Raw genomic sequence first — 26,306 nt, forward strand, 5'->3', positions numbered from 1 at the left:
GCCATGCTGAAGGCCGCGTGCATCCCGTGCTGGGATGCACGGTGGTATCGTTGTGTCATGTCGAGACAGATCGCCGTCAGGCTGCCCGATGCCATGGTCGACTACCTGGACCAAGCGGTGGCGCGCGGACAGGCGCCTTCCCGGGCCGCCGTCGTCACCAGCGCGCTCGAACGCGAGATGCGTGCACGGATGGCGCAGCGCGATGTGGAGGTCCTGCAGGCCACGGGCGCCGAGGACGACCTGGACGATCTCGTCTCGTGGACCGTCGCCCACCCGACCCCGGTCGAGGACTGACGGTGCGGGAGATCTGCCTTGCGCGGCTGGACAAGACCCGCCCCGTCGTGGTGCTGACGCGTGAGGCGGCACGTGGCGCGATGTCGATGGTCACCGTGGCACCGATCACCACGACGATCAAGGGCCTGTCGAGCGAGGTGCCCGCGGGCCTGGCCAACGGACTGCAGCAGCCGTCGTCGGTGTCGATCGACAACGTCGTCACGATCCCGTCCTCGTCACTCGGCCGGACCGTGGGTCACCTGTCCCCGGAACAGGAGCAGGAACTCGCGCGGGCGATCGTGCTGGCCTACGACCTCGAGATCCCGTTGCTGGGCTGAGTGCGGGAGCCCTGCCCCACCAGCCACTCCACGTAGCGGGCCATCGCGAGCACCAGATCGTCGGAGTGGCGCGGGCCGACGATCTGCAGGCCGACCGGCAGCCCGGCGGCCGTCATCCCGACCGGCACGCTGATGGCGGGCTGCTGGGTGAGGTTGAACGGATGGCTGAACCCGGCCCAGTCAGGCCAGTTGCGCAGGCCACTGTCGGGCGGCACGTCGTGGCCGGCGGCGAACGGCGCCACCGCGACGGTCGGGGTGAGCAGCAGGTTGTGCTCCTCGTGGAAGTTGCCCATCGTGATGCCGACCGCAGCCGCCACCGACCGGGCCTCCAGGTAGTCGACCGCACTGGCCCGGTCCCCGGCATCCCACATTCGCCCCAATCCCGGGTCGACGGTCTCCCGAGCCCCCGGCATCCGACCCAGCAGGGTCGCCGCACCGCTCGACCAGAGCACCTCGAAAGCCTCGACCGGGTTGGGAAATCCGGGATCGGTCGCGGTGACGTGGACTCCGGCGCGGTCGAGCTCGGCGACGACGCCGTCGACGATCCGGCCGACCTCATCGTCCACGGTGAGGTGGCCCAGGTCGCGGGAGTACGCCACGTGGATGCCGGTCACCTCACGGTTGAACTCGCCACGGAAGGTGAGGTGCGGCGGCTCCAATGACGTCGGGTCACGATGGTCGGGCAGCGCCAGGATGTCCATCAGCAGCGCGGCATCCTCCACCGTCCGGGTCATCGGCCCGGCATGGGCGAGCGGTCCGAACGGGCTCGCCGGATACATCGGCACCCGGCCGTACGTGGGTTTGAGGCCGACGATGCCGCAGAACGAGGCCGGGATCCTGATGCTGCCGCCGCCGTCGGTGCCGATCGCGACCGGCCCCATGCCGGCCGCGACCGCCGCACCGGCACCCCCGGACGAGCCCCCCGCCGTCAGCGACGTGTCGTACGGGTTGCGGGTGATGCCGCACAGCGGGCTGTCGGTGACCGCCTTCCACGCCAGTTCGGGGGTGGTGGTCTTGCCGACGAAGACCATGCCGTCGGCCCGCAGTCGGGCCACTGCCGGGGAGTCCTCGGTCCACGGCCCGGCCGGGTCGATCGCCTTGGACCCGCGCAGTGTCGGCCACCCCTCGGTGAGGAACACGTCCTTGATCGAGATCGGCACCCCGTCCAACAGGCCCTTGGCGTAGCCGGACCGCCACCGCGTCTCCGACTGCTTGGCCTGCTCAAGGGCGACCTCCCGGTCGACCAGGCAGAACGCGTTGATTTCGGCGTCCTTCGCCTCGATCCGGTCCAGCACGGCGGTCGTCGCCTCGACGGGTGACAACTCGCCGGCCCCATAGGCCGTGACGAGCTCCACGGCAGTCATCTCGGTCGGTTCCACGTCAGCTCCCCGGTACGTATCCCAGTGTCTTGTCCACCACGTTGTGCAATGGCTGTTTCCCCTGCCACCGTACGAAATTGTCGGCGAACACCCGTACGAGCTCCTCACGCCACCCCACGACGTCGCCGGATCGGTGGGCGGTGATGATCACCTGCGGCAGGTCCCACAGCGGGTGGGCGGTCGGCAGCGGTTCGGGGTCGACCACGTCGAGGGCCGCACCGGCCAGCCGGCCGTCACGCAACGCGGCGACCAGCTCGTCGGTGCGGACCAGTTCGCCCCGTCCGACGTTGATCAGCCGAGCGCTCGGTCGCATCGCGGCGAACGCCTCGGCGTCGAACATCCCGCGAGTGGCCTCGGTCAGCGGTGCCGCGGCGACCACCCAGTCGGCGGCGCCCAGCTCGGCCGGCAAGTCATCGGGACCGCACACCGTACCGAAGTCGGGGTCGTCGGTACGCGCCCGACGGCCGGCACCCCGGACCGACACGCCGACCGCACGCAGGGCCCCCGCGATGGCCCGGCCGATCGGCCCGGTCCCGACGACCAGGGCATCGGTGCCGGCCACGCGTTCGGACTCACGGTGCTGCCATTCGTGCTGCTGTTGCTGCCGGACCGCCCCGGGCAGGTCCTTGGTGAAGGCGAGCACCTGTCCCAGCACGTACTCGCCGATCGCCGCGTCGAACACGCCACGGGAGTTGGTGACGACGACCGGGTCGGCCACGACCTCCGGGCTGAGGAACCGGTCGACGCCGGCGGCCGCGACGTGCAGCCACTGCAGCCCGTCGGTGGCGTGCCAGGCATCGGGCACCGCCCGGCTCAGGAAGTGGTAGGCGAACAGCACGTCGGCCCCCGGCAACGCGTCGGCCAACCCGGCCTCGTCGACGTACCGGAGCTCGGCCTGCTCGGCCACCGGGGCCATCTCCTCGGTCGAGGGCAGCCGTCCGTCGTGGAGGACGACGACGACGGGCTGGCTCGGCACATTGACAACGTAGGATCGAGCCATACTATTGTCAACAATCTGATGATCCCGCACGAAAGTAGGTCCGGGATTGGAGCTGACGAGCGCGGACTTCGAAGGTCCGCTGGCCCAACGTGGCATTGGCATCATCGCGCCCTTCGACCTGGCGTTGGAGCGTGAGCTGTGGCGTTGGGCCCCACTGGAGGTGAGCTTTCACCTTGCCCGCACGCAGTACGAGCCGGTCACGGTCAGCATGGCCATGGCCGAGCTCGTCTCCGAGCCGCGCCACCTGGCCGAGGCCACCCGCTCGGTGACCGGCGTCGAGCCGGAGGTGGTGGCGTACCTGTGTACCTCAGGCAGCTTCATCCGCGGCCTGACCTACGAGGCCGACCTCCAGGCGGCGATCCGGGCCGCCGGTGCCCCGCAGGCGGTGACCACGTCGGGGGCGCTGGCCGAAGCCGTACGCGAACTCGGGCTGACGCGGATGTCGGTGATCACCCCGTACGACGCGGAGCTGACCGACAAGCTGCACGACTTCCTGGGCGAGCTGGACGTGACCGTGCTGCGGTCCAACCACCTCGGACTCGGCGGCGGCATCTGGAAGGTCAACTACCGCACGGTGGCCGAGATGGTGATCGCGGCCGACGACCCGTCGGCCGAGGCGATCTTCATTTCGTGCACCAACCTGCCGACCTACGACATCATCGCGCCCCTGGAGCAGGAGCTCGGCAAGCCCGTACTGACGGCGAACCAACTGACCGTCTGGGCCTGCTTGGGACGGATGGGCCTGCCGATGGTCGGCCCGGGCCGGTGGCTGCGCGGCGTCTTCCAGGATGATCTTGAACCCCCGCCCCTGCCCCAGGTCCCCGAGCCGGCAGCCGAACCCGACCCCGTGACCGAGCGCGACGAGAGGACTTCGTGATGACGACCGTTCCCCCCGGCGGTGCGACCGCCGGCTTCATCTACCCCGACCACGCGGCCGAGCAGGACTACCCGTACGCGGCGGAGCTGCTGGGCGCCCGGCTGCCGGTGGTGCACGTCTACGGCACCGACCTGCACGCGGTCCCCGAACTGCTCGACCTCGGCAAGCCGGAACGGCTGGCCGCCGGCGCGGCCGACCTGGCCCCGTACGAGCCGGCCGCGGTGGTGTGGGCGTGCACCTCGGGCAGTTTCGTGTACGGGTCCGAGGGGGCACGGCAGCAGGCTGATCAACTTGCCGCAGCCGCCGGGGTTCCTGCCTCCAGTACGAGTCTGGCCTACCTGGCCGCGTTGCGGGCGCTGGAGATCAGCACGGTCGCGGTCGCGGCCAGCTACCCCGACGAGATCGCCCGACTCTTCGTCGACTACCTGGGTGCGGCCGGGGTCGAGGTGGTGTCGATGTCGAGTGCCGGCATCGAGACTGCCGCCGAGGTGGGAACCCTCTCCCCCGAGCAGGTGCTCGCACTCGCCACCGCCCATGATCATCGCGACGCCGAGGCGCTGTTGGTGCCCGACACCGCGATGCGGACCCTCGGGGTGGTGCCACAGCTCGAGGCGGCCCTCGGCAAGCCGGTGCTCACCGCCAACCAGGTGACCGTCTGGGAAGGCCTGCGACTGGCCGGCGTCCGGCCGCACCATGATCAACTCGGCCGGCTGTTCGCCGCGGAGGTCGCCGGTGCCGATCGCTGAGCTCGCACCCCGACCGCGGCCCTCGACCGTCGAGTACATCGCCGAGGAGCTGCGGACGGCCATCATGACCGGACGGCTCGCCCAGGGTGAGCAGCTCGGCGAGGCCGAGCTGGCCGAACGGTTCGCGGTGTCGCGCGGGCCGTTGCGTGAGGCGATGCAGCGGCTGGTGTCGGAGGGGGTGTTGGTGGCGATCCGCAACCGGGGGGTGTTCGTGGTCGACCTGACGATGGCGGACGTGGTCGACGTCTACCGGACCCGGTCGGTGATCGAGCGAGGGGCGATCGAGCAGGTGATGTCCCATGATCGGGAGTCCGCCCACCGTGCCCTGGCGCCGAGCGTCACCGCGATGCGCACCGCGGCCCGCCGGGGCAACGGGTCGGCGGTGTCGGACGCCGACCACGCCTTCCACGAGACGCTGGTGAACCTGTCGGGCAGCCCACGGTTGATCCGGGCCATGCGCACCCTCGTGGTCGAGACCCGGATGTGCCTGGGTGAGTTGGAGACCACATACGCCGATCTGGAGACCCAGGTCACCGAGCACGAGGACCTGCAAGAGGCCATCCTGCACGGGACGCCGGCCCGGGCGAAGCAGCTGCTGGTGTCCCACCTCGATGACGCCGTGCACCGACTGCAGGCCAAGCGGGATCCGGTGCCCGGCGAGTGAGGGCAGCCCGTCGGGGCGGCTACCCCTTCGTCGCGTAGTAGCGACCCAGGAACTCGTCACGGAACGCGTCCAGCTCGCCGGCCACCAGGGCCGCCCGGATCCGGTCGACCAACCTGATCACGAAACGTTCGTTGTGGATCGTGGCCAACGTGTTGGCGATGATCTCGCGTGACTTGAACAGGTGGTGCAGGTAGGCCCGGGAGTAGTTCGCGCAGGTGTAGCAGTCACACTCGGCGTCGATCGGGTCGAGGTTGCGCCGGTTGGCCGCGGTGGTCACGTTGAACCGGCCGTCGTGGCTGTAGAGCGCGGCGTTGCGGGCCACCCGCGACGGCGACACACAGTCGAAGGTGTCGACCCCGGCGGCCACCGCAGCGAACACGTCGTCGGGTTCGGAGATGCCGAGCAGGTGGCGCGGCCGGTCCTCGGGCAACTCGTCGGCACACCAGCCGACGATCGTGCCGAGGTTCTCCTTCTCCAACGCACCGCCGATGCCGTACCCGTCGAAGCCGTACCCGTCGGACCCGGACCCGGTCGAGCCGGCCCCGTCCGGCCCGTCCCCGGTGTGCCGCAGCGCGGCGAGGTCGCGGCTCGCCTTGCGGCGCAGGTCTTCGTACTGGGCGCCCTGGATCACCCCGAACAACGCCTGGTACGGCCGGTGCGACCGCTCGGTGGTGAGCCGGTGGTGCTCGGTCAGGCAACGCTGCGCCCAGCGGCGGGTCCGCTCCAGCGACTCCTCCTGGTAGCCGCGGGTGTTCATCAGCGTGGTCAGCTCGTCGAAGGCGAAGATGACGTCGGCTCCGAGCTGGTGCTGCACCCCCATCGACACCTCGGGGGTGAAGCGGTGGGTGCTGCCGTCGAGGTGGGAGGTGAAGGTGACCCCGTCGTCGTCCACCTTCGCCCGCCGCTCCGTCCCCTCGGCGATCACGTCGTCGTCGGCCAACCCGGCGGTGTCCATCGCCAGCACCTTCTTGAACCCGACGCCCAGGCTCATCACCTGGAAGCCGCCCGAGTCGGTGAACGTCGGGCCCGCCCAGTTCATGAACGCCCCCAGCCCGCCGGCCGCGTCGATCAGGTCGGCACCGGGTTGCAGGTACAGGTGGTACGCGTTGGCCAGCACCGCCTGCGCCCCGATCTCGGTCAGCGTCTCGGGCAACAGCGCCTTCACCGTCGCCTTGGTGCCGACCGCGATGAAGGCGGGCGTCTCGATCGGGCCGTGCGGTGTGGAGATCACCCCGGCCCGGGCGTGGCCCTGCCCGGTCGCGGTGATGGTGAACCCGAAGTCGTCCGGCGACGGCGTCATGGCCGCCCCATCCGCAGCCAGCCAGCCGCGACGGCCCCCGCGGTCGAGGTCCGCAGCACCCCGTCACTGATCAGGGCCGGACGTGCCCCGGCGGCGGTGAACGCCGCCAGTTCGTCGTCGGTGATGCCGCCCTCGGGGCCGATGATGATCATGATCGGGCCGGGCCGGCCGGCCGGTGTCGTCGACGGATCGAGCACCTGCGGCAAGGTTTCGGTGGCGGTCTCGTGCAGCACCAGCCCGACGGCGCAGTCGGCCAGCAACGCGGTCACGCCGTCGGTGGTCATCGCCTCGTCGACCGTCGGCACCCGGAATCGCCGGGACTGCTTGGCCGCCTCGCGGGCGGTGGAGCGCCACCGGCCCAAGGTCTTGTCGGCCCGCTCGGTGGTCCACCGCACGATCGACCGGGTTGCCTGCCAGGGCACGAATCGGGTGACTCCGACCTCGGTCATCAGCTCGACCGCCAGCTCACCGCGGTCCCCCTTCGCCAGGGCCTGCACGGCGATCACCTCGGGCTGCGTCGCCGGCTGGGTCAACCGCTCGGCCACCTCGACGACGAGCCCCTTCTTCGAGGCCGACACCACCGGTCCGCGGATCGCACCGCCGATGCCGTCGGCGACGATGATCACCTCACCGACCGCGATCCGGCGGACCACGGCGGCATGGCGTCCCTCCTCGCCGGCGAGTTCGTACGTCTGGCCGACCTCGGGCAGTCGGTCATCGGTCCCGGCGAGGAAGACCGGATCGGTCACTGGCCGACGAAGGCGTCGCGCAACCGACCGAAGACCCCACGGTGGTGCTTCTGCACCGTCACCTCCGGAGCCTCCTCACCGCGCTGTGCGGCGAGCTGACGCAGGGTGTCGCGCTGCTGGTCGTCCAGCTTGGTCGGGGTCTGCACGAGCAGGGTGATGCCGAGCTTGCCGCGACCCTGGCCCCGCAGCTTCGGCACACCACGGTCCTCCAGCACGATCCGGGTGCCGGACTGGGTGCCGGACGGTACCTCGACGCTGACCGTACGGTCGGCGACGTCGGAGTCGTCGCGGTCGGCGTCGATCGTGGCGACGTCCACCTGGGTGCCGAGGGCGGCCGCGGTCATCGGGATCTTCACCACCATGTCCAGGTCGTCACCGTCGCGCTGGAATACGTCGTGCGGGGCGACGCGCAGCTCGACGTACAGGTCGCCGGCCGGGCCGCCTCCCGGACCGACCTCGCCTTGGGAGTCGAGGTGGATCCGGTTGCCGGTGTCGACGCCGGGCGGGATCTTCACGTTCAGCGTGCGCGCCGACCGCACCCGACCCTCGCCGGAGCACTCGTTGCACGGGTTCGGGATGATCGTGCCGTAGCCGCGGCAGTTGGGGCACGGCTGGGTGGTACGGATGTCACCGATGAACGACCGCTGGATGTGCGTGACGTCACCTTGGCCATGGCAGGTGGTGCACGGCTCGGGCTTCGACTCGCCCTCCGCCCCGCGACCGTTGCAGCGCGGACACAGCACGGCGGTGTCGACCCGGACCTGCTTGGTGATGCCGAACGCGGCCTCGGCCAGGTCGAGCTCGACCCGGACCAGCGCGTCCTGGCCCCGCCGGGTCCGCGAGCGCGGGCCGCGACTGCTGCTGCCGTTGCCCTGGCCGAACATCGCGTCGACCAGGTTGGTGAAGTCGAAGCCGGCCTGCCCGCCACCGGGGAAGCCGCCCATCCCACCCATGCCGCCCATGCCGCCGGCACCGGGGCGGGCGCCCATGTCGTACATCTGCCGCTTCTGCGGATCGCGCAGGGTCTCGTACGCCTGCGCGACGGCCTTGAACTTCTCCGCCGCATCGGGCTCGCTGGCCACGTCGGGGTGCATCGTCCGCGCCTTGCGGCGGTAGGCCTTCTTGATCTCCTCGGCCGAGGCGTTCTTCTCGACCCCGAGGATCTCGTAGTAGTCGGTTTCCGGGCTCATCTCATCCTTCGCTCAGGAAGCGGCTGACATAGCGGGCAATCGCGCGCACCGAGGCGATGGTCGCGGGGTAGTCCATGCGGGTGGGTCCGACCACACCGAGGGTGGCCAGGGCGTCACCGCCCACGCCGTAACCGGTGGTGACCACCGACGTGGCTCGCAGTTCAGCGTACGGGTTCTCCACCCCGATCCGCACGGTGACGTCGTCGGGGCTCGCCGCCTCACCCAGCAGCCGGAGCAGGACGACCTGCTCCTCCAGCGCTTCGAGCACCGGTTGCAGGGTGCTGGAGAAGTCGGGGCCGAAGCGGGTCAGGTTGGGCACGCCACCGACGACGACCTTCGTGCCGGGGTTGGTGGCGAGCAGGTCGATCAGGGTGGCCACGGTCAACTGGCCCAGCGTCCGCTCGTCGGGACGCAGCTCCATCACCAGCCGCCCCAGGGCGGCCATCGCCTGCTCCGGCGTCTGCCCGACGGTCGCGGTGTTGAGCCGGGCCCGCACGTCGGCCAGCACGTCCGGGTCGTGGTCGTGCAGCTCCAGCACCCGCTGCTCCACCCGACCTGACGAGGTGACCATGATCAACATCGCCCGCTCGCTGGTGAGGCTGACCAACTCGACGGTGACGACGGCCTCGTGGTCGCGGGTCGGGTACTGCACCATCGCGACCTGCTGGGTGACCTGCGCCAGCAGCCGTACGGTTCGGGTCACCACGTCGTCGATGCCGGCCGCCCCGGAGAAGAAGGTGTGGATGGCGCGCCGCTCCGCCCCCGACAGCGGCTTGACCGCGCTCAGTCGGTCGACGAAGAGGCGGTAGCCCTTGTCGGTCGGGATGCGCCCGGCGCTGGTGTGGGGCTGGGTGATGTAGCCCTCGGCCTCCAGCACGGCCATGTCGTTGCGGACCGTCGCCGGTGAGACGCCGAGGTTGTGACGGTCGACCAACGCCTTGGAGCCGACCGGCTCCATGGAGTCGACGTAGTCGGACACGATGGCACGAAGTACGCTCAGCTTTCGATCATCCATGTCGATCCTCCCGTCGGTCGCTGGTCGGCATGCGCTGGCATGAGTCGTTGGCACTCAAGAAATGCGAGTGCCAGTCTAACCCGCCACCGAAGGGCCTGTCCGGGACCATGAAGGAGCCGTCCGTGCCTGAAGGAGACCACCCCATGACCGACCGCACCACCAGGTCGTCACGCTTCACCCTCGGGGAGTGGCAGCCGGTCGCCGACCGAGTGTGGCGCGCCGTGGCCGAACCCGACCAGGTCACGATCGGCCTGGTCGCCGGTGACACCGGCGCCCTCGTGGTCGACACCGGGTCGTCCCCCGAACAGGGCCGGGCGATCCGGGCGGCGGCGGAAGAGCTCGCGGGGGTGCCGGTGACCGCGGTCGTGGTGACCCACGGCCACCGTGACCACATCCTCGGCCTGGCCGCCTTCGACGACGTCGACAGTGTCGGCCACGAGTCACTCGCCGATGCCGTCCACGACCCCGACCTGCTGGCCGACGCCGAACGACTCGGCGTCCCGGCCGATGCGGTGCGGGCCCCACGGCGTGGCATCGCCGCGGTCGCCGTGATCGACCTGGGTGGGGTCCGGGTGGAGGTCGTGCACGCCGGCGAGGGGCACACCGCCGGTGACGTGGTGGCCTACCTCCCCGACGCCGACGTGGTGTTCGTCGGTGACCTGATCGAGCAGGGCGACGCGCCCTCGTACGGCAGCGACTCGTTCGCCGCGGAATGGCCGGCGAGTCTCGACACCGCGATCGGGCTGGTGGGTGACAAGACCGTCGTCGTCCCCGGCCACGGCGAGCCGCTGGGCCGGATCGAGGCCATCACGGCGCGCTCCGAAGTGGCCGCGGTCGCCAACGAGATCGAGTCGCTGATCGACCGCGGTGTCGGCGCCGACGCGGCGCTGGCCGAGGGGAACTGGCCCTACCCCGTCGAGCGGATCCGCGACGGGGTCGCCGCCGAGTACGCCCGCGCCGCCGACCGGGGTGTCCGTGGCACCCGGCCCACCCTCCCGCTGGCCTGACCCGCGACCTCGCACCGCACCCCGTCACCCGGTGGCCGACGGTCAGGGGGCCAGCGAGAACGGGACCTCCGGGTCGAGCACGGCCGTCGCCCACGCGCGGGCGGACTTCGACACCGCCCGGTCGTCGGTGACCCGTTCCACGAGGGTGCTGCCGGAGGCGTACTCGCCGAGGACGAACACCAGATCACCGGCGGCCACCTCGTACTCGGTCCACGCCTGGATGGTCCGGCCGTGCGGCGGAGTGGTGTCGTCGTTCACCGGAGGGAGCAGCGGTGGATGCCACGACAGCTTCGTGAACCACGCCTCGACCGCTTCGGTCGGGACCAGCTCGACCTCCACCTCGGCCTGACGTCCCCCCGTCAGGGCAACCCCGATCGCCCCTTGGTCACGCAGCTTCCGCCGGGCCGCGACGGCGGCGTGGAAGAGTTGCCTGGCGCTGTACTCACTCCCCTCGAAGTAGTGGTCCACGCCCAGCCGGTTCAGCTGGTGCATGCCCTCCAAGCCCCAGGTGCCGCTGTGGCAGACGGCGATCAGTGCCAGCTCGTGCAGCCGCCCCTCGATCTCCTCGTTGCCCAGGATGTCGACGATCTCCTCGGTCACCCAGACCGGCCACATGTCGGCGGTGGCGTCGGCGAGGTCGAGGCCGGAGAGCCGGGAGATCCAGTCGATCCACAGGTCCTGTTCGAGGAAGAACGAGGCCCGCTCCAACAGCGGATGGTCGGCCAGTGCGGCGAAGGCGCCGACGGCCTCGCCCAGCGCGGCGATCCGGCCCAGCGGGACGGCCCGGACGGCTGCGGCGAGCAGGTCGACCTCGGCGGCGAGCTGGTCGACGTCGGCGTACCCACGACCTCCGGTCGCCCAGGCGCGCAGGTCTCCGCGGACGGCGGCGGTGCGTCGCGCCACCGGCGCGAAGTCCAGGCCGACCTGGGCCAACCCGGCCAGCGCCTGCCACGCCGCCGCGGTCTGTTTCCAGCCGTCCAGTTCCTTCAGCCGAGGGTCCAGGTCGTCGGGCACCGCGTACGCCTCCGGCGCGGTCGTGGGCCCCGGCTTGAGGGCGTCCACGCCGGCGCCGACGATGATCTCGCCGACCTCGGACAGCGCGTCGTTGAAGGCCTGCCGCAACCCGGCCGCCGCGCCCAGCACGGCACCGCTGACCGGTCCCAGGGCGACGGCGATCAGGATCGACTGTGCGAACCCGAGGATCACCGAGGCCGCACTCTCCTCGGCCGCCGCGACCTCGGCGCGCTTCAGCGTGGCCTCGAACCCGGTGTGGGCGGTGCGGTACTCGGCGGCGTGCCGCTGCAGTGCCTGATGGGTCCGGCGGTTCGCCTCATGGGCGGGCTGGGTCACCTCCTGCAGCTGCTTCAGCACCGCCAGGGCGGCCGTGTCCAGTTCGGTCGCCTGCTGCAGCGCCGCGGCGATCCGGCCGGCTCCGCCACCGCCACGGGCGCCGGCCACGGCCCGGTTGGACAGCGCCTGCTGCTCCTCGACCGGCTGGGTCACGGGGCTGCGACGCGTCGTGACCGGTTCCGGCTCGAGCTCCTGCTTGTCGGGCATCGCCGTGACCTCCCCGGTCCAGCCTCCGCCGATGACGGGGCCGGGCACAGTACGGCACGGGCAGACCTTGGGACAGCTGGGCGGGACAGGCGGGCGGGACAGGCGGGCGGGACAGGCGGGCGGGACATCTCGCCGGGACAGGCGGGTGAATATTCGGTTGTGTCGCGCCGCTGGCGTCTGTATCGTTTCTCTAGATCGATTTAGAGAATCGTTGCAGTAACGCCGACGACGACCGGAGAAGGAGTGGTGGACCATGAACCGGCGCCCCACCATCAAGACCGTGGCCGAGGCCGTCGGAGTCTCCACCTCGACCGTCTCCAACGCCTACAACCGGCCCGACCAGCTGTCGGCGAAGCTGCTGGCGCGGATCAAGGCGACCGCCGAGGAGCTCGGCTACCCCGGCCCCGACGCCGCCGGCCGCAGTCTGCGCAGTGGCCGGGCCGGCGCAGTCGGCATCCTGCTCACCAACACGCTGTCGTACGCGTTCTCCGACCCGTACGCGGTGCGGTTCCTGGCCGGAGTGTCACAGGCGGTCGAACCCACCGACACCAGCCTGGTCGTGCTGCCACCCTCTCCGGAGGCGGTGCAGCGGGCCCACATCGACGCGATCGCCACCTTGTGCATCCCCAGCAGCCACCCCGCGACCCGGGCCGCGGCGGCGCGGGGCCTGCCCATCGTCGGGACGACGCTCCCCGATCAGGCCGCCGACCCGACCGGGACCGACGACCCGACCGGCACCGACGACCCGACCGGGACCGCTGGGCCCGGCCGGGCACCGGGGTCGTACGTGGCGATCGACGACCGGGAGGCCGGTCGGCTGATCGGTCGCCACCTCGCCCGGCTGGGGCACCACCGGGTGACGGTCCTGCTCGACACCAGTACCCCGTACGGGTCGGCCGGGACCGAGGTCGGGCCCGCCGAGATCCTCGACCCCGAGTGCTGGGCCCGCTGGCTCGGCCTCCGCGAGGCCATGCCCGGGGCGGAACTGAGTGCGGTGTCGGCCGGCCACAACTCGTACGAGTGCGGGCAGGCCACCGCGGCGGCGGTGCTGGATCGCCAGGACCGCCCCACCGCCGTGGTCGCGGTCAGCGACGTGCTGGCACTCGGCTTCATCGACGCGATGCGTCGACGCGGCCTGGACCCCGGACGCGACCTGTCGGTGGCCGGGTTCGACGACATCACCGGAGCCGAGGCAGCCGGCCTGACCACGGTCCACCAGCCGATCGAGGACAAGGGCCGCCTGGTGGGCGAACTGCTGCTCGCTCCCGGCGCCGAGCCCCGACGGGTGCTGCTGCCGATCGACCTCGTCGTCCGGTCCTCGACCGGACCCGCGCCCACCCCGTCCCGCAGCTAGCCCCGCTGGATCCGAGGACCCGAGACCGCGAGAGGAGGAAGACCCGTGTACAACATCATCGACGTCGCCGGCCCCAGTCGGCGACTCAGCCAGTCAGCCCTGCCCGATGCCCCTGTCGTCCCGGAGCCGGAGCGGCCCCACGGCCGACGGCTGACCACCCGACTGGCCACCGCACTGCGAGCCCTGGCCCGCCACGAACTGCGGCTGGCCAATCGGATCGACCCTGCGTACCGGCCGGGACTGCCCCTGGCCTGAAGCCCCCGCCGGCGGGCGGCCCGCACGGTCCCCGCCGCGCCTCACCCGCCACGGGCAGGTTGCGGCCTACCGTGGCCCGGTGACTTCCCCAACGGACCGCTACGGCGGCGACGTCCTGGCCCGCGGCTGGCAGCGTGCCGGCAAACCGACCTCGGTCAAGACCGTCGTCGAGGTGGGCATGGTCGTCGAGGACGTGACGACCGGGTTCTGCGGTGCGGTGACGCGCTGGGAGAACGGTCTGGTCGTCCTCGAGGACCGCCGCGGCAAGCAGCGCAGTTTCCCGCTCGGGGCAGGCTTCTGGATCGACGGCAAGCCGGTCGCCCTGCAGGCCCCCGTCCGCAGACGGACCGGTGCCGCGGCCATGCGGTCGGGTACCGGGGCGTCGGCGCGTACGGCCTCGGGCTCGCGCAACACCGGGCCCGAGAAGGCGAAGGTCGCGCTGCCGAGCCGGGTCTACGTCGAGGGCCGCCACGACGCCGAACTGGTCGAGAAGGTGTGGGGCGACGACCTGCGCCACGTCGGCGTCGTCGTGGAGTACCTCGGTGGCATCGACGACCTGACCGGCATCGTCGCCGACTTCGCCCCCGAGCAGGGTCGGCGCCTCGGCGTGCTGGTCGACCACCTGGTCGCGGGCAGCAAGGAGTCGCGGATCGCCGAGCAGGTCCGCAGCGGGCCGCACGGCGAGTACGTGATGGTGACCGGCCACCCCTTCATCGACATCTGGCAGGCGGTGAAGCCGACGTCGGTCGGCATCCCCGGCTGGCCCGACGTCCCGCGTGGCACCGACTGGAAGTCCGGCACCTGCGCCCGACTCGGCTGGCCGCACGCCGACCAGGCCGACATCGCCCGGGTGTGGCAGCACATCCTGTCGAAGGTGTCGGGCTGGGGCGACCTCGAGCGCCCGCTGCTGACCGAGGTGGAGCGGCTGATCGACTTCGTGACGATGGACCACGAGGTCGGCGAGCCGTAGCGCGGTCGGCGGGCGCAGGTCAGTCGAGCAGGTCGACGACGATCCCGTCGGCCAGCAGACGTCCCGACAGGGTCAACGACAACCGCCCCCGCCCGTCCCCGACGTCCCCTTCCCCGACGTCCCCGTCCCCGTCCCCGACGTCCCCGTGCACGACACCGTGCCCGGCCGCCACGATCGCCGGCACCCGGGCCCGCTCACTCTCGGTCAACAGGGACAGCTCGAGCCCGTCGGCGAGCCGCAGCCCGAGCATGATCAACTCGACCCGGCGGGTGCCGGCGTCCAGCAGCTCGCGCGCCTGGGCCGGCGACTCGCCCGCCATCACCCGGGCCGCCCAGGCCGCGGGATGGCGCAGGTTCCACCACCGCACCCCACCGGCATGGCTGTGGGCGCCCGGTCCGACCCCCCACCACGGGTCGGACCGCCAGTAGGCGATGTTGTGTCGACAGCGGTGCCGTTCGTCGGTCGCCCAGTTGCTCACCTCGTATGCGCGAAATCCCTTGCCCACCAGGGTTTCCTCGGCCTGCAGGTAACGCTCGGCCTGGACGTCGTCGTCGATCATGGCCAGCTCGCCGCGCCGGATCCGGCCCGCCAGCCGGGTCCCCTCCTCCACGATCAGGGCGTAGGCGCTGACATGATCAGGTTCGGCGGCCAAGGCGCTGTCGAGGGTGGTCTGCCAATCGGCTGCGGACTCCCCGGGGGTGCCGTAGATCAGGTCCAGGCTGACCGAGTCGAACCCGGCGGCCCGCGCCTCGGCGACGACCTCGACGGCCCGGCCGGGGGTGTGCTCCCGGTCGAGCACCCGCAGCACCTGCGGCACCGCGGACTGCATCCCGAACGAGATCCGGTTGAACCCGGCCTCCCGCAACTGCGCCAGGTCGGCCGCGGTCACCGAGTCGGGGTTGGACTCGGTGGTGACCTCGACATCGGGTGACAACCCGAACCGGTCGTCGATGGCGGCCAGCACCGCGGCCAGGTCGGCGGGCGGCAGCAGGGTCGGCGTACCGCCACCGAAGAAGACCGTCGACACCCCGGCCACCTCGGGCAGCACCCGTCGTGCGAGGTCGAGCTCGGTGACCGCCGCGGTGGCCCAGGTGTCGCGGCTGGCGCCCGGGCCGGTGCCCAACTCGGCCGCGGTGTAGGTGTTGAAGTCGCAGTAGCCGCATCGGGTCCGGCAGTACGGGACGTGGACGTACACCGACAGCGGCCGGCCCGCCACCTCGGTCAGCGCGGCGGCCGGCAGCGTCCCGTCGAGCGGGGCTGGGTCGCCGTCGGGCGGAGGGCCGGGAGTCACCGTTCGACCCTACGTGGCCGACGCGAGGCGATCATCGCCGACGGGATGCTGCCCGGCCATAGAAAATTCAACTAGGCTGTTTCCTCGTGACGAAAGCACGGCACCGGGTGCGGGCCCCTCGCACCCCACGAAGCCTGCGGCGGGGTGAGACCCCGCTCGCGTGGGCGTTGTTGGCACCCAGCCTGGCCGGGATCGCCGCGTTCCTGGTGCTGCCGATCTTCGTCGTGACGTGGCTCAGCTTCCACACCTGGGACCTGCTCAGCCCGATCGCCTGGGTCGGCCTCGACAACTGGATCAGCATCCTCAGCGAGCCGACCTTCGGCCACTCGATGCTGGTCACGGTGCTGTTCGTGCTGATGGTCATCCCGACCCAGACGGCGCTCGGCCTGCTGATGTCGCTGCTGCTGTCGCGCGGGTTGCCCGGGTCACCGGTCTTCCGGGTGCTGTACGTGATCCCGTGGATCTGTGCCCCGCTGGCGCTCGGCGTGGTGTGGAAGTGGATCTTCGCCCCGTACGACGGCGCGCTGAACGCGCTGCTCGGCACAGGGGTCGAGTGGCTGACGACCCCCGAACTCGCGCTGCCGGTGGTGGCCACGGTCAGCATCTGGTCCCAGGTCGGGTACGTGACGCTGTTCTTCATGGCCGGCCTCGCCGGGATCCCGCAGCAGTTCCTGGAGGCGGCCGCGCTCGACGGGGCGAACGCCTGGCAGACGCTGTGGCACGTCAAGGTGCCGCTGCTGGGGCCGACGCTGTTCTTCGTCCTGGTCACCGGTGTGATCTCCAGCTTCCAGGCGTTCGACCAGATCTACGCCCTCACCCCGAACGGTGGACCGCAGCGGGCGACCGACGTGATCGCCGCCCGGATCTACCTCGAGGCGTTCGGTGGCGCGTTCAACTTCGGCCGGGCCTCGGCGATGGCGCTGGTGCTGTTCGTGGTGCTGATCATCGTCACCGTCGCCCAGCAACGGTTCTTCGCCAAGCGGGTGACGTATGACCTCAGTTGAGCCCCCATCCCGAGCACGGTCGTCGATCGCCGTCCCCGTCCGGTTCGCCGGTCGCCGGGTGTCGCCACTGTCGGCCGTGATCACGTACGCGGTGTTGCTGCTCGGTGCGGTGATCACCGTGGGGCCGTTCCTGCTCAGCTTCGCCACCTCGCTGAAGTCACCACAGCAGTTCGCCTCCGAAGGCGCGCTGGCGCCGCCCGATCCGGTGAGCACGGTGAACTACGCCCGGCTGTTCGCCGAGCGCGGCTTCGGCTCCCCGGTCGCGGTCACCGCCCAGGTGGTCGCGGTGCTCCTGGTCGGGCAGTTGCTGTTCTCGATCATGGCGGCCTACGCCTTCGCGCGGATGGAGTTCCGGGGTCGCGACACGCTGTTCTGGATCTACCTGGCAACGATGATGGTGCCGCAGGTGGTGACGGTGATCCCGCTGTACACGATGTTCACCCAACTCGGCCTGCGGAACACGTTCTGGTCGCTGGTGCTGCCGTTCGTGTTCGGGTCGCCGTACGCGGTGTTCCTGCTGCGCGAGTACTTCCGCGGCATCCCCGAGGACATCCTGTCGGCCGCCCGGGTCGACGGGGCCGGCAGTTGGCGGATCCTGTGGCTGATCGTGGTGCCGCTGTCGAAGCCCATCATCGCCACCCTCGCGATCATCACCGTGGTGACCCACTGGAACAACTTCATGTGGCCGTTGATCATCACCACCGGACCCGACTGGCAGGTGATCACGGTCGCCACCGCTGCACTGCAGACCCAGTACAACGCCAACTGGACGCTGGTGATGGCCGCCACCACCGTGGCGATGGCACCACTGCTGATCCTGTTCGCAATCTTCCAACGCCACATCGTCAACTCGATCTCGCTGACGGGATTCAAGTGAGCAGCCGATCCCCGTCCCGCAACGCACAGTCCCACCTGCACGTCGTCAACCCGCAGTTCATCAGCACCGAGTTCGTCAACACCGAGTTCGTCAACACCAAGGAGCAGTCATGACCACCCACCCGTTCTCCCGCCGTACCCTGCTCGCCGGTGCCGGCACCGCCGGCCTGGCGGTCGCCGGGCTCGCCGCCTGCTCCCCGGCACAGCAACAGCAGCAGAACCCCGGTGGCGAGGGCTCCGGCGAGGGCGGTGGGCTCACCGGCACCGTCACGATCCGGCTCTGGGACGAGCAGGTGCAGCAGGCGTACGAGGCCGGCCTGGCCGCGTTCGCCGAGCAGGAACCCGGCATCACCGTCACCACCACGCTGGTGCCGTGGGCCGACTACTTCACCAAGCTGCGCACCGACGTGGGCGGTGGCAACGCCGACGACATCTTCATGATCAACGGCTCCTACATCGAGCCCTACATCACCAACGGCAACATCATCGAGATCGGGGCCGACTTCGACGACCTCAAGGCCGACTGGATCCAGCCGGCGGTGGAGCAGTACAGCTCCGACGGCAAGCTGTGGGGTGTGCCGCAGTTGACCGACGGTGGCATCGCGATCTACTACAACGCCACCCTACTCAAGGATGCCGGGCTGACACCCGACGACCTGGCCGACCTCAGCTGGGGCGGCTCGGCCGACACCTTCTTGCCGGTGCTGCAGAAGCTGACCGTCGACGCGGCCGGCAAGCGTGGCGACGAGGCAGGCTTCGACGGCACCAAGCCCGGCACCTGGGGCTACTCCGCCGCCCAGGACCTGCAGGGCATCTACTACAACTTCCTCGGGTCGGCCGGCGGCGACTTCCAAGGGCCCGACGCGGAGTTCATCTTCGACTCCGAGGCCGGCCGGGTCGCCTTCGGCTACCTCGTGGACCTGATCAACAAGCACCACGTCTCCCCCGCCGCGTCCAACACCAACGACAACGGCGACTTCACCCGCGACCAGTTCCTGCAGGGCAAGATCGCACTGTTCCAGTCCGGCATCTACAACCTGAAGAACGTCGCCGACGGCGCCGAGTTCGAGTGGGGCATCGTGCCGATGCCGGCCGGTCCGGAGGGCCGGATCTCGGTGGTCAACAACGTCGTGGTGGCCGGCAACGCGGCCAGCAAGAACCCGGAGGCCACGGCGGCGGTGCTGCGCTGGCTCGGCTCGGCCGAGGGTGCCACCCACATCGGGACGACCGGTGCCGCACTCCCGGCGGTGGCCGGGGCCCAACAGGGGTTCACCGACTACTGGGCCGAGCAGGACGTCGACCCGTCGCAGTTCGCCGAGCAGGGCAAGGGAGAGTCCATCGGAGCTCCCACCGGCCCCAACTACGGGGCGGCGCTGGAGGCATGGAAGCCGTTCTTCAACGAGATGTTCCTCGGCCGGATGCCGGTGGCCGAAGCCCTCACACAGGCACAGGAGGCGGCCAACAAGGCGATGGCCGGCTGAAGGCCGCTACGCTGCAACCCGACCGACGAAGGAGTCCCCCCCCATGTTTGGTGTCCCGTCAAGAACGTTTGGTGTCCCGTCCAGAACGTCTGGTGTCCCGTCCAGAACGTCTGGTGTCCCGTCCAGAACGTTTGGTGTCCTGCCCCGACTGTTCGGTGCCCTGCTGCTGGTGCTCGCCGGCCTGACGACAGCACCGAGCGCCGGCGCGGCCGAACCGGTCACGCACGTGTACGTCGCACCGGACGGGGGTGCCGCCGGCGACGGCACCCGCGGCAACCCGTTCGGCAGCCTGGCCCGGGCGAACGCCCACCTGACCGCACTGGCTCCGGACACGGCGGTGCAGGTGCACCTGCAGCCGGGTGAGTACCTCGAGGTCGGAACGCGATGGACGTACCACTCGACACACCCGACGACGATCGGCGCCGACGGCGGGATCGCGACGTTCAACGGGCAGGACGACTTCGCCGACTACATGGTCAAGATCATTCCGACCACGGCGCGGGCGGACATGAACCTGACCGTACGGAACCTGCGCTTCACCCACGCCACCAACGGCCTGCAGGTGAAGGGCGCCACCGACGTCACCCTCGACGACCTCCGGTTCGACCACATCGGTACGGCGTTCTCCCCGGTCGGGACCGGCTACGCCGCGTTGAGCATCCAGAACGTCGACGGGGTCGTGGTCAACCGGCCGGTGTTCAGGAACCTGGTCAACGTCCCCGAGCAGCTGGCCCTCGTCCACGCGATCTACGCCGCGAACGACGCCGACAACGTGACCGTCACCGACGTCGACATCCTGCGGGTCTCGGGCGACCCGTTGCGGTTCCGCAACGGCTCGGACAGCTTCCACGTCCTGGGCGGCACGATCCGCAACGCCGGCGAGTTCACCGCGTTCTCGGAGTGGTTCGACCAGACCCGCAACGAGGCGCGCTCGCGCGACGCACGACTGGTCGGGGTGTCGGTGTCGGGCGGCTTCGACTCCGAGCTGCAGACGGGCCGTACCGCCTGCTTCCAACGGTTCACCCTCGTTCCGGTCGACCCCTGCTACATCACCGACCTGCCCTGAACACGTCTGATCGGTCCGTGACCCACTGCTCGCAATCGCTTGCATCCCTGCTAGCGTCTGGCGTGGCCGCCGCAGCGGACGGCGGAGTCAGCCATACGTGAGGATTCATCGTGACCACCATCGGCGTCATCGGCATCGAGAACAGCCATGTCGACCACTTCGTCCGGCACCTCAACTCCGAGGATCGCCACCCGGACTTCAAGATCACCCACCTCGTCGGGGGTGAGCCGGACCGACAGGCCAAGCTGCAGGAGGCCGGTGGCATCACCGAGCTGGTGGCCGAGCCCGCCGACCTGGTCGGCAAGGTCGACGCCGCCATCATCTGCACCCGCGACGGCGGCAAGCACGCCGAGCAGGCGCTGCCGCTGTTGAAGGCCGGGATGCCGGTGCTGGTCGACAAGCCGCTCGCGGCCTCGGTCGCCGACGCCCAGGCCATGCTCGACGCCGCCAAGGAGAACAACGCCCTGCTGGTGTCCTCGTCCGCACTGCGCAACGTGCCGGAGATGGCCGACCTGAGCTCGGCCACCGCCGACCGTGGCGCCACCGCCGCGATCCACGTCTTCGGTCCCGCCGACCCGGACTCGGAGTACTCGGGCCTGTCGTTCTACGGCATCCACGAGATCGAGGCCGCCCTGCAGATCGGTGGCGACGCCGACTTCGGTGACGTGACCGTCGTCCGCGGCGAAGGCTCGATCATCGCCAGCACCACCATCGGCGGCGTGCCGACCACCATCTCGTTCATCACCAAGGACGACGAGGGCCAGGTCAAGTTCTTCGCCACGGTCGTGGGCCGGCACGGCATCACCCAGACGCCGCTGACGCTCGGCAAGGACTACAACGCCCCCATGCTCGACCTCTTCGTCGACATGCTGAAGACCGGCAAGGCGCCGATCGACGACGCCACCCTGCTGCGTCCGATCCAGCTCCTCGAGGCCATCACCTCGCAGCTCTGAGGTCCCCCGTACGGCGCGAGACCCCGGGTCCACCGGCGCATCCCCGCACGGGGATGCCCGTGGGCGCCGGGGTCCCGTCGTCTCCGGACCGGTCAGCGCCGGCCGTGCAGCAGCTGCACCAGGGCACTGACGCGGTCGACGTTGCCCTCCGGGTGGCGCAGGGTCATCACGTCGATCGGCAGGTCGAACAGCAACCGACTCCGCGACTTCGCCACGCTGAACTCCCGGATGCCGTCGTCCCCGTGGATCCGGCCGAACCCTGAGGCGCCACGACCCCCGAACGGCAGCGTCGGCGTGCCCATGAACCCGATTGCGGTGTTGATCGTGACCGTGCTCACCCGTAGTCGGGTGGCCAACTGCTTGGCTGCGGCGACGTCGGCGGTCCAGATGCTCGCCGTCAGGCCCAGCGCGTTGGCGTTCGTCCGCTGCACCGCTTCGGGCAGGTCGGGCACCCGGTTGACCACCAGCAGCGGCCCGAAGGTCTCCTCCGACACCGCCGCCGAGTCCTCCGGGGCGTCGACCACCACGATCGGGTCCACGAACGGTCGGTGGAACGCATGCTCGCCACCGTGCCGGACCTGGGCCCCGTGGCTGATCGCGTCGGCGAGGTGGTCGGCCACCACGTCGGGTCCCTGCGGCAGCACCATCGGTCCGTACGGGGCTGCCACGTCCGCGTCGGCCCGGATCCCGTCGAGCTCACGGTCGAGCTCACCCAGGAAGTCGTCGGCCGCCTCGTCCACGACGTAGACCCGCTTCACCCCGGCACAGGTCTGTCCGGCGTTGCTGAACGCGCCGAAGGCCACCGACTTGGCGACCGCCGCGAGGTCGGCGTCGGCGGCCACCAGCGCCGCATCCTTGCCGCCGCACTCGAGCACCACGGGTGTCAGTGACTCCGCGGCCTGGGCCATCACCTTCTTGGCGGTCGCGGTCGATCCGGTGAACGCGACCTTGTCGACCCCGGACCTGATCAACTCCGCACCGGCCCGACCGTCACCGGACAGGAACTGCAGCACGGGTCGCTCGGGGTTGGCGCGCAACCACAACCGGGCCAGCAGTTCCGCGACACCGGGGGTGTACTCGCTGGGCTTGAAGACCACCGCGTTGCCGGCGGCGAGGGCGTACCAGATCGAGCCACCCGGGGTGAACAACGGGTAGTTCCACGGCCCCAGCACCGCGACCACCCCGTACGGCTCACGCTCCACCGTCGCGTAGGTGTTGAGCCCGAGCAGTCCCGGGTACACGGTACGGCGACGCATCACCCGGCCGGCGTGGCGGGCCGCCCAGTCGAGGTGGACCATGCTGATCATCACCTCGACCATCGCATCGGCCATCGGCTTGCCGGCCTCGGTGCTGATCATGGTCGCCAACTCGTCCCGCGCCGCCACCAGTTCGTGCTTGTACGCCAACAGCCGCCGCTTCCGCTGTGCCGCGGTCAGCCCGGCCCACCAGTCCGCCGCCTCGCGCGCGGTCCGTACGGTGTCGGCCACCTGGGCCGGGGTGGGCTGCGGGTAGGCGGTCAGCTGTTCGCCGGTCCGGGCCGCACGTCCGGGGCCGGTCGGGCATTGCGTGGTGTGCGTGTCCGTCACGGTGGTTCCTGCCTGTCAGCTCGGCTGTCCCACCGGAGGTCCTGGTGGGATCGTCGGAGGTCCTGGTGGGATCGCCGGAATCCTCGTGGGATCAGTGGGACAGCTTGGTGGATCGGGTCCTGGCTCCATCGTGCCCCACGTCGCCGAACGGCCCGCCGCAGCCTTGGCGCGGGATGGAGAATGGTGGCCATGGCGACCTCGACCGGCACCAGCCAGACTCCGAGCACCATCGGCACCGCCCCTCGGCTGTCCGACACCATCGGGCTGGCCGCCCGGCTGCTCGGGCAAGGGGCCGTGCTGTGGGGCCTGGGCGTGTTGCCGGGGGACCCGACCGCGAAGCTGTTCCTGCCCCGAGGCCGGCGCGATCCGTACGGCGTCTACGCCGAGCTCCGTTCCCGGGGGCCCATCGTGCCCACCCGGCTGGGCGTCAAGGTCTCCACCAGCCACCGCGTCTGCGGGGACGTGTTGCGCTCCCGCGCATTCGGCGTCGCCGCTGAGGGTGGGCAACCCGACATCGGGATCTCGTTGTCGCTGCTGGAGTTGGATCCGCCCGACCACACCCGGCTCCGCCGACTCGTGACACCTGCCTTCAGCCCGCGCCGGATCAAGGCGTTGGAGACCATGATCAGCACGACCGTGCACCGGCTGTTGGACCGGGCCGAGGCCGCCGGCGACTTCGACCTCGTCGCCGACTTCGCGGCACCGCTGCCGATCGAGGTGATCACCGCCCTGCTCGGCATCCCCGTCGAGGACCAGGCCGCGTTCCGCCGCCACGGTGACGCGATCGCCAGTGCCCTCGACGGGATCCGGTCGGTCCGCCACGCCCGCGCCCTCGACGAGGCAGACCGTGAACTCGGCCAGGTCTTCGGCCGCCTGCTCGAGCTTCGCCGGGTCGCCCCGCAGGAGGACCTGATCAGTGACCTCGCCGCAGCCCCGGAGGACGCGGCGACCACCCAGGAGCTGCTCGAGTTGTGTCGACTGCTGCTGGTGGCCGGCTTCGAGACCACGGTCAACCTGATCGGCAACACCGTGCTGGCGCTCCACCGCAGCGGCCAGTGGTCCATGCTGGCCGAGGATCCCGACCTCGCCGGGGCCGCCATCGAGGAGACGCTGCGGTACGACCCGCCGGTGCAGCTCACCGGACGCACCGCGACCGCTGACACCGAGGTCGGGGGCCACCCGGTCCGCGCCGGCGAGCACGTCGTCCCGCTGATCGGCGCCTCGGGCCGCGACCCGGAGGTGTTCAGCCGACCCGACACCTACGACCTGACCCGCACCAAGGAAGCCGACCACCTGGCCTTCTCCGCCGGCGCCCACTACTGCGTCGGCGCCCCGCTCGCGCGCCTCGAGGCCACCATCGCGATCCGCGAACTCGCCACCCGGTTCCCCCGCCTGGCCTCCACCGGCCGCGCCCCGATGCGGCAGACCACCGTGCTGCGCGGACCACGGCAGGTCCCGGTTCGCATCGTGGCCTGACCCAGGTCGGCGGCTACTTCTTCTCGGCGGGCTCGTTCGTCGACAGCGCCGCCACGAACGCCTCCTGCGGCACCTCCACACGGCCCACCATCTTCATCCGCTTCTTGCCCTCCTTCTGCTTCTCCAGCAGCTTGCGCTTACGGCTGATGTCGCCGCCGTAGCACTTCGCGAGGACGTCCTTGCGGATGGCGCGAATGGTCTCCCGGGCGATGACACGGCTGCCGATGGCGGCCTGCACCGGGACCTCGAACTGCTGCCGCGGGATGAGCTCCTTGAGCCGGCCCACCATCGCCAGTCCGTAGTTGTAGGCGTTGTCGGTGTGCACGATCGCGGAGAACGCGTCGACCGGTTCACCGTGCAGCAGGATGTCGACCTTCACCAGCTTGGACGCCTCCTCGCCGGCCTCCTCGTAGTCGAGGCTGGCGTACCCCTTGGTCCGTGACTTCAAGGCGTCGAAGAAGTCGAACACGATCTCGGCGAGGGGCAGCGTGTAGCGGATCTCCACCCGGTCCTCGGAGAGGTAGTCCAGCCCCTGCTGTACGCCGCGGCGGGCCTGGCACAGCTCCAGGATGGTGCCGATGTACTCCGCCGGGGCCAGCAGGGTGGCCTTCACGACCGGTTCGTACACCTCGGCGATCTTGCCGGTCGTCGGATACTCGCTGGGGTTGGTGACCACGTGTTCGGCACCGTCCTCCAGCACCACCCGGTACACCACGTTCGGCGCGGTGGAGATCAGGTCGAGGTTGAACTCGCGCTCCAGCCGTTCCCGGACGATCTCCATGTGCAGCAGGCCGAGGAAGCCGATCCGGAAGCCGAAGCCGAGTGCCCCGGAGGTCTCCGGTTCGTACGTCAGCGCCGCGTCGTTCAGTTGCAGCTTCTCCAACGCCTCCCGCAGTTCCGGATAGTCGGCGCCGTCGATCGGGAACAGGCCGGCGAACACCATCGGGTTCGGATGCCGGTAACCACCCAGCGCCTCGGTGGCCTGCCGACCCGAGGTGGTGATCGTGTCACCGACCCGCGACTGGCGAACGTCCTTCACCCCGGTGATCAGGTAGCCGACCTCACCCACGCCCAACGCCTGCGCCTTGGTCGGTTCCGGGGAGATCACCCCGACCTCCAAGGTCTCGTGACTCGCCCGGGTCGACATCATCAACACCCGGTCCCGGTGGCTCAGTTGGCCGTCGATCACGCGGACGTACGTCACGACGCCGCGATAGGTGTCGTAGACCGAGTCGAAGATCAACGCCCGGGCCGGCGCCTCGGCGTTCCCCACCGGCGGCGGGGTCTGCCGGACGATCTCGTCCAACAGCTCAGTCACGCCCATGCCGGTCTTGGCCGACACCTTCAACACGTCGTCGGGATCGCAGCCGATGATGTTGGCCAGCTCGAGTGCGTACTTCTCCGGCTGGGCACTGGGCAGGTCGATCTTGTTGAGCACCGGGATGATGTGCAGGTCCGCTTCCAACGCCAGGTAGAGGTTCGCCAGGGTCTGCGCCTCGATCCCCTGCGCCGCGTCGACCAGCAGCACCGCCGCTTCGCAGGCCGCCAGGGAGCGCGACACCTCGTAGGTGAAGTCGACGTGGCCGGGCGTGTCGATCATGTTCAGCACGTGGGTGGTGTCGCCGTCGGGGCCGGTGACCGTCCACGGCATCCGTACCGCCTGCGACTTGATCGTGATGCCGCGTTCGCGCTCGATGTCCATCCGGTCGAGGTACTGGGCACGCATCACCCGCTCGTCCACCACACCGGTCAACTGCAGCATCCGGTCGGCCAGGGTCGACTTGCCGTGGTCGATGTGGGCGATGATGCAGAAGTTCCGGATCACCGCCGGTTCGGTACGACCGGGTGCGGGTGCGCTCATGCCGCCTTCCATGGTTGACGGTGTTGACGTTGACGGGT

General features: G+C 70.4%; 25 protein-coding genes. 15 read left to right on the plus strand and 10 right to left on the minus strand.

The features are described 5' to 3' along the window. The first annotated feature begins 3 nt into the window (after positions 1-3). On the plus strand, positions 4-294 hold the full coding sequence (locus ACQBAU_RS12510; RefSeq protein ID WP_465259363.1) for a ribbon-helix-helix domain-containing protein: 291 nt from the start codon (positions 4-6) through the stop codon (positions 292-294). A 2-nt stretch (positions 295-296) separates the two neighbouring features. Beyond that, positions 297-611, plus strand: coding sequence for a type II toxin-antitoxin system PemK/MazF family toxin (locus tag ACQBAU_RS12515; protein WP_465256380.1), 315 nt, complete (start codon positions 297-299; stop codon positions 609-611). Here the strand turns inward: ACQBAU_RS12515 and ACQBAU_RS12520 are convergent. Together ACQBAU_RS12520 and ACQBAU_RS12525 are read right to left on the minus strand one after the other, a co-directional pair. Further along, the gene (locus ACQBAU_RS12520) at positions 581-1,990 is read right to left on the minus strand and encodes an amidase (protein ID WP_465256379.1); all 1,410 of its coding nucleotides are present in this window, start codon (positions 1,988-1,990) and stop codon (positions 581-583) included. The two genes, ACQBAU_RS12515 and ACQBAU_RS12520, sit on opposite strands and share 31 nt — an antisense overlap. A 1-nt stretch (position 1,991) precedes the next feature. Continuing rightward, positions 1,992-2,966 (minus strand): D-2-hydroxyacid dehydrogenase, encoded by a 975-nt coding sequence (locus ACQBAU_RS12525; protein ID WP_465256378.1) that lies wholly within the window; start codon positions 2,964-2,966, stop codon positions 1,992-1,994. Between the two features lie 70 nt (positions 2,967-3,036). Between ACQBAU_RS12525 and ACQBAU_RS12530 the strand changes: the two genes are divergently transcribed. From ACQBAU_RS12530 to ACQBAU_RS12540, 3 genes are read left to right on the plus strand one after another with little or no spacing between them, the layout of a single operon-like run. Next, on the plus strand, positions 3,037-3,867 hold the full coding sequence (locus tag ACQBAU_RS12530; protein WP_465256377.1) for a maleate cis-trans isomerase family protein: 831 nt from the start codon (positions 3,037-3,039) through the stop codon (positions 3,865-3,867). After that, positions 3,867-4,613 (plus strand): maleate cis-trans isomerase family protein, encoded by a 747-nt coding sequence (locus ACQBAU_RS12535; RefSeq protein ID WP_465256376.1) that lies wholly within the window; start codon positions 3,867-3,869, stop codon positions 4,611-4,613. The genes ACQBAU_RS12530 and ACQBAU_RS12535 overlap by 1 nt, the downstream gene beginning before the upstream one ends. Beyond that, positions 4,600-5,277, plus strand: coding sequence for a GntR family transcriptional regulator (locus ACQBAU_RS12540; RefSeq protein WP_434550763.1), 678 nt, complete (start codon positions 4,600-4,602; stop codon positions 5,275-5,277). Before ACQBAU_RS12535 ends, ACQBAU_RS12540 begins: the two co-directional genes overlap by 14 nt. Before the next feature lie 19 nt (positions 5,278-5,296). Here the strand turns inward: ACQBAU_RS12540 and tgt are convergent, their stop codons facing one another. Genes tgt through hrcA form a run of 4 tightly spaced genes read right to left on the minus strand, consistent with a single transcriptional unit; the run spans position 5,297 to position 9,531 of the window. Next, positions 5,297-6,577 (minus strand): tRNA guanosine(34) transglycosylase Tgt, encoded by a 1,281-nt coding sequence (gene tgt / locus ACQBAU_RS12545; protein WP_434550764.1) that lies wholly within the window; start codon positions 6,575-6,577, stop codon positions 5,297-5,299. Next, positions 6,574-7,326, minus strand: coding sequence for a 16S rRNA (uracil(1498)-N(3))-methyltransferase (locus ACQBAU_RS12550; protein ID WP_465256375.1), 753 nt, complete (start codon positions 7,324-7,326; stop codon positions 6,574-6,576). Before ACQBAU_RS12550 ends, tgt begins: the two co-directional genes overlap by 4 nt. Continuing rightward, positions 7,323-8,516 carry a molecular chaperone DnaJ gene (dnaJ, locus tag ACQBAU_RS12555; RefSeq protein WP_465256374.1) on the minus strand — a complete coding sequence of 398 codons (1,194 nt, stop codon included), beginning with the start codon at positions 8,514-8,516 and terminating at the stop codon, positions 7,323-7,325. Before dnaJ ends, ACQBAU_RS12550 begins: the two co-directional genes overlap by 4 nt. A 1-nt stretch (position 8,517) precedes the next feature. Beyond that, positions 8,518-9,531: a heat-inducible transcriptional repressor HrcA gene (gene hrcA, locus ACQBAU_RS12560; protein WP_434550767.1), complete on the minus strand. Its 1,014-nt coding sequence runs from the start codon at positions 9,529-9,531 to the stop codon at positions 8,518-8,520. Positions 9,532-9,674: 143 nt separating this feature from the next. Here hrcA and ACQBAU_RS12565 point away from each other — a divergent pair, with 143 nt between their 5' ends. Next, on the plus strand, positions 9,675-10,538 hold the full coding sequence (locus ACQBAU_RS12565) for an MBL fold metallo-hydrolase (protein ID WP_434550768.1): 864 nt from the start codon (positions 9,675-9,677) through the stop codon (positions 10,536-10,538). 42 nt (positions 10,539-10,580) lie between these two features. Here the strand turns inward: ACQBAU_RS12565 and ACQBAU_RS12570 are convergent, their stop codons facing one another. Further along, the gene (locus tag ACQBAU_RS12570; protein WP_434550769.1) at positions 10,581-12,095 is read right to left on the minus strand and encodes a hypothetical protein; all 1,515 of its coding nucleotides are present in this window, start codon (positions 12,093-12,095) and stop codon (positions 10,581-10,583) included. 253 nt (positions 12,096-12,348) lie between these two features. Between ACQBAU_RS12570 and ACQBAU_RS12575 the strand changes: the two genes are divergently transcribed. The 3 genes from ACQBAU_RS12575 (at position 12,349) to ACQBAU_RS12585 (ending at position 14,674) form a co-directional block, all read left to right on the plus strand. Further along, complete coding sequence (locus ACQBAU_RS12575) at positions 12,349-13,449, plus strand: LacI family DNA-binding transcriptional regulator (protein ID WP_465256373.1); 1,101 nt, start codon at positions 12,349-12,351, stop codon at positions 13,447-13,449. Between the two features lie 45 nt (positions 13,450-13,494). Then, positions 13,495-13,704, plus strand: coding sequence for a hypothetical protein (locus ACQBAU_RS12580; RefSeq protein WP_434550771.1), 210 nt, complete (start codon positions 13,495-13,497; stop codon positions 13,702-13,704). 79 nt (positions 13,705-13,783) lie between these two features. After that, positions 13,784-14,674, plus strand: a complete 891-nt coding sequence (locus tag ACQBAU_RS12585; protein WP_465256372.1) for a DUF3097 domain-containing protein — start codon at positions 13,784-13,786, stop codon at positions 14,672-14,674. Between the two features lie 19 nt (positions 14,675-14,693). On the opposite strand, the gene hemW is transcribed toward ACQBAU_RS12585, so the two are convergent. Then, positions 14,694-15,965 carry a radical SAM family heme chaperone HemW gene (hemW, locus tag ACQBAU_RS12590; protein WP_465256371.1) on the minus strand — a complete coding sequence of 424 codons (1,272 nt, stop codon included), beginning with the start codon at positions 15,963-15,965 and terminating at the stop codon, positions 14,694-14,696. 86 nt (positions 15,966-16,051) lie between these two features. On the opposite strand from hemW, the gene ACQBAU_RS12595 reads away from it, so the two are divergent. The 5 genes from ACQBAU_RS12595 (at position 16,052) to ACQBAU_RS12615 (ending at position 21,345) form a co-directional block, all read left to right on the plus strand. Further along, positions 16,052-16,969, plus strand: a complete 918-nt coding sequence (locus ACQBAU_RS12595) for a carbohydrate ABC transporter permease (protein WP_434550774.1) — start codon at positions 16,052-16,054, stop codon at positions 16,967-16,969. A 58-nt stretch (positions 16,970-17,027) separates the two neighbouring features. Then, positions 17,028-17,846, plus strand: coding sequence for a carbohydrate ABC transporter permease (locus ACQBAU_RS12600; RefSeq protein WP_434550775.1), 819 nt, complete (start codon positions 17,028-17,030; stop codon positions 17,844-17,846). A gap of 109 nt (positions 17,847-17,955) precedes the next feature. Continuing rightward, positions 17,956-19,326 carry an ABC transporter substrate-binding protein gene (locus ACQBAU_RS12605; RefSeq protein ID WP_434550776.1) on the plus strand — a complete coding sequence of 457 codons (1,371 nt, stop codon included), beginning with the start codon at positions 17,956-17,958 and terminating at the stop codon, positions 19,324-19,326. Between the two features lie 169 nt (positions 19,327-19,495). After that, entirely contained in the window at positions 19,496-20,392 is an 897-nt protein-coding gene (locus ACQBAU_RS12610; RefSeq protein ID WP_434551620.1) for a hypothetical protein, read from the plus strand. A 110-nt stretch (positions 20,393-20,502) separates the two neighbouring features. Further along, entirely contained in the window at positions 20,503-21,345 is an 843-nt protein-coding gene (locus ACQBAU_RS12615; RefSeq protein ID WP_434551619.1) for a Gfo/Idh/MocA family protein, read from the plus strand. Positions 21,346-21,437: 92 nt separating this feature from the next. Here the strand turns inward: ACQBAU_RS12615 and ACQBAU_RS12620 are convergent, their stop codons facing one another. After that, positions 21,438-22,931 carry an aldehyde dehydrogenase family protein gene (locus ACQBAU_RS12620; protein WP_465256370.1) on the minus strand — a complete coding sequence of 498 codons (1,494 nt, stop codon included), beginning with the start codon at positions 22,929-22,931 and terminating at the stop codon, positions 21,438-21,440. 189 nt (positions 22,932-23,120) lie between these two features. Between ACQBAU_RS12620 and ACQBAU_RS12625 the strand changes: the two genes are divergently transcribed. Next, on the plus strand, positions 23,121-24,407 hold the full coding sequence (locus tag ACQBAU_RS12625) for a cytochrome P450 (protein WP_465256369.1): 1,287 nt from the start codon (positions 23,121-23,123) through the stop codon (positions 24,405-24,407). 13 nt (positions 24,408-24,420) lie between these two features. Here ACQBAU_RS12625 and lepA read toward each other — a convergent pair whose 3' ends face one another. Further along, positions 24,421-26,268: a translation elongation factor 4 gene (gene lepA / locus ACQBAU_RS12630; RefSeq protein ID WP_465256368.1), complete on the minus strand. Its 1,848-nt coding sequence runs from the start codon at positions 26,266-26,268 to the stop codon at positions 24,421-24,423. Positions 26,269-26,306: the final 38 nt, after the last annotated feature.

It is taken from the genome of Carbonicoccus niuqiaonis, assembly GCF_050157065.1.
Taxonomy (GTDB): domain Bacteria; phylum Actinomycetota; class Actinomycetes; order Propionibacteriales; family Propionibacteriaceae; genus Avipropionibacterium.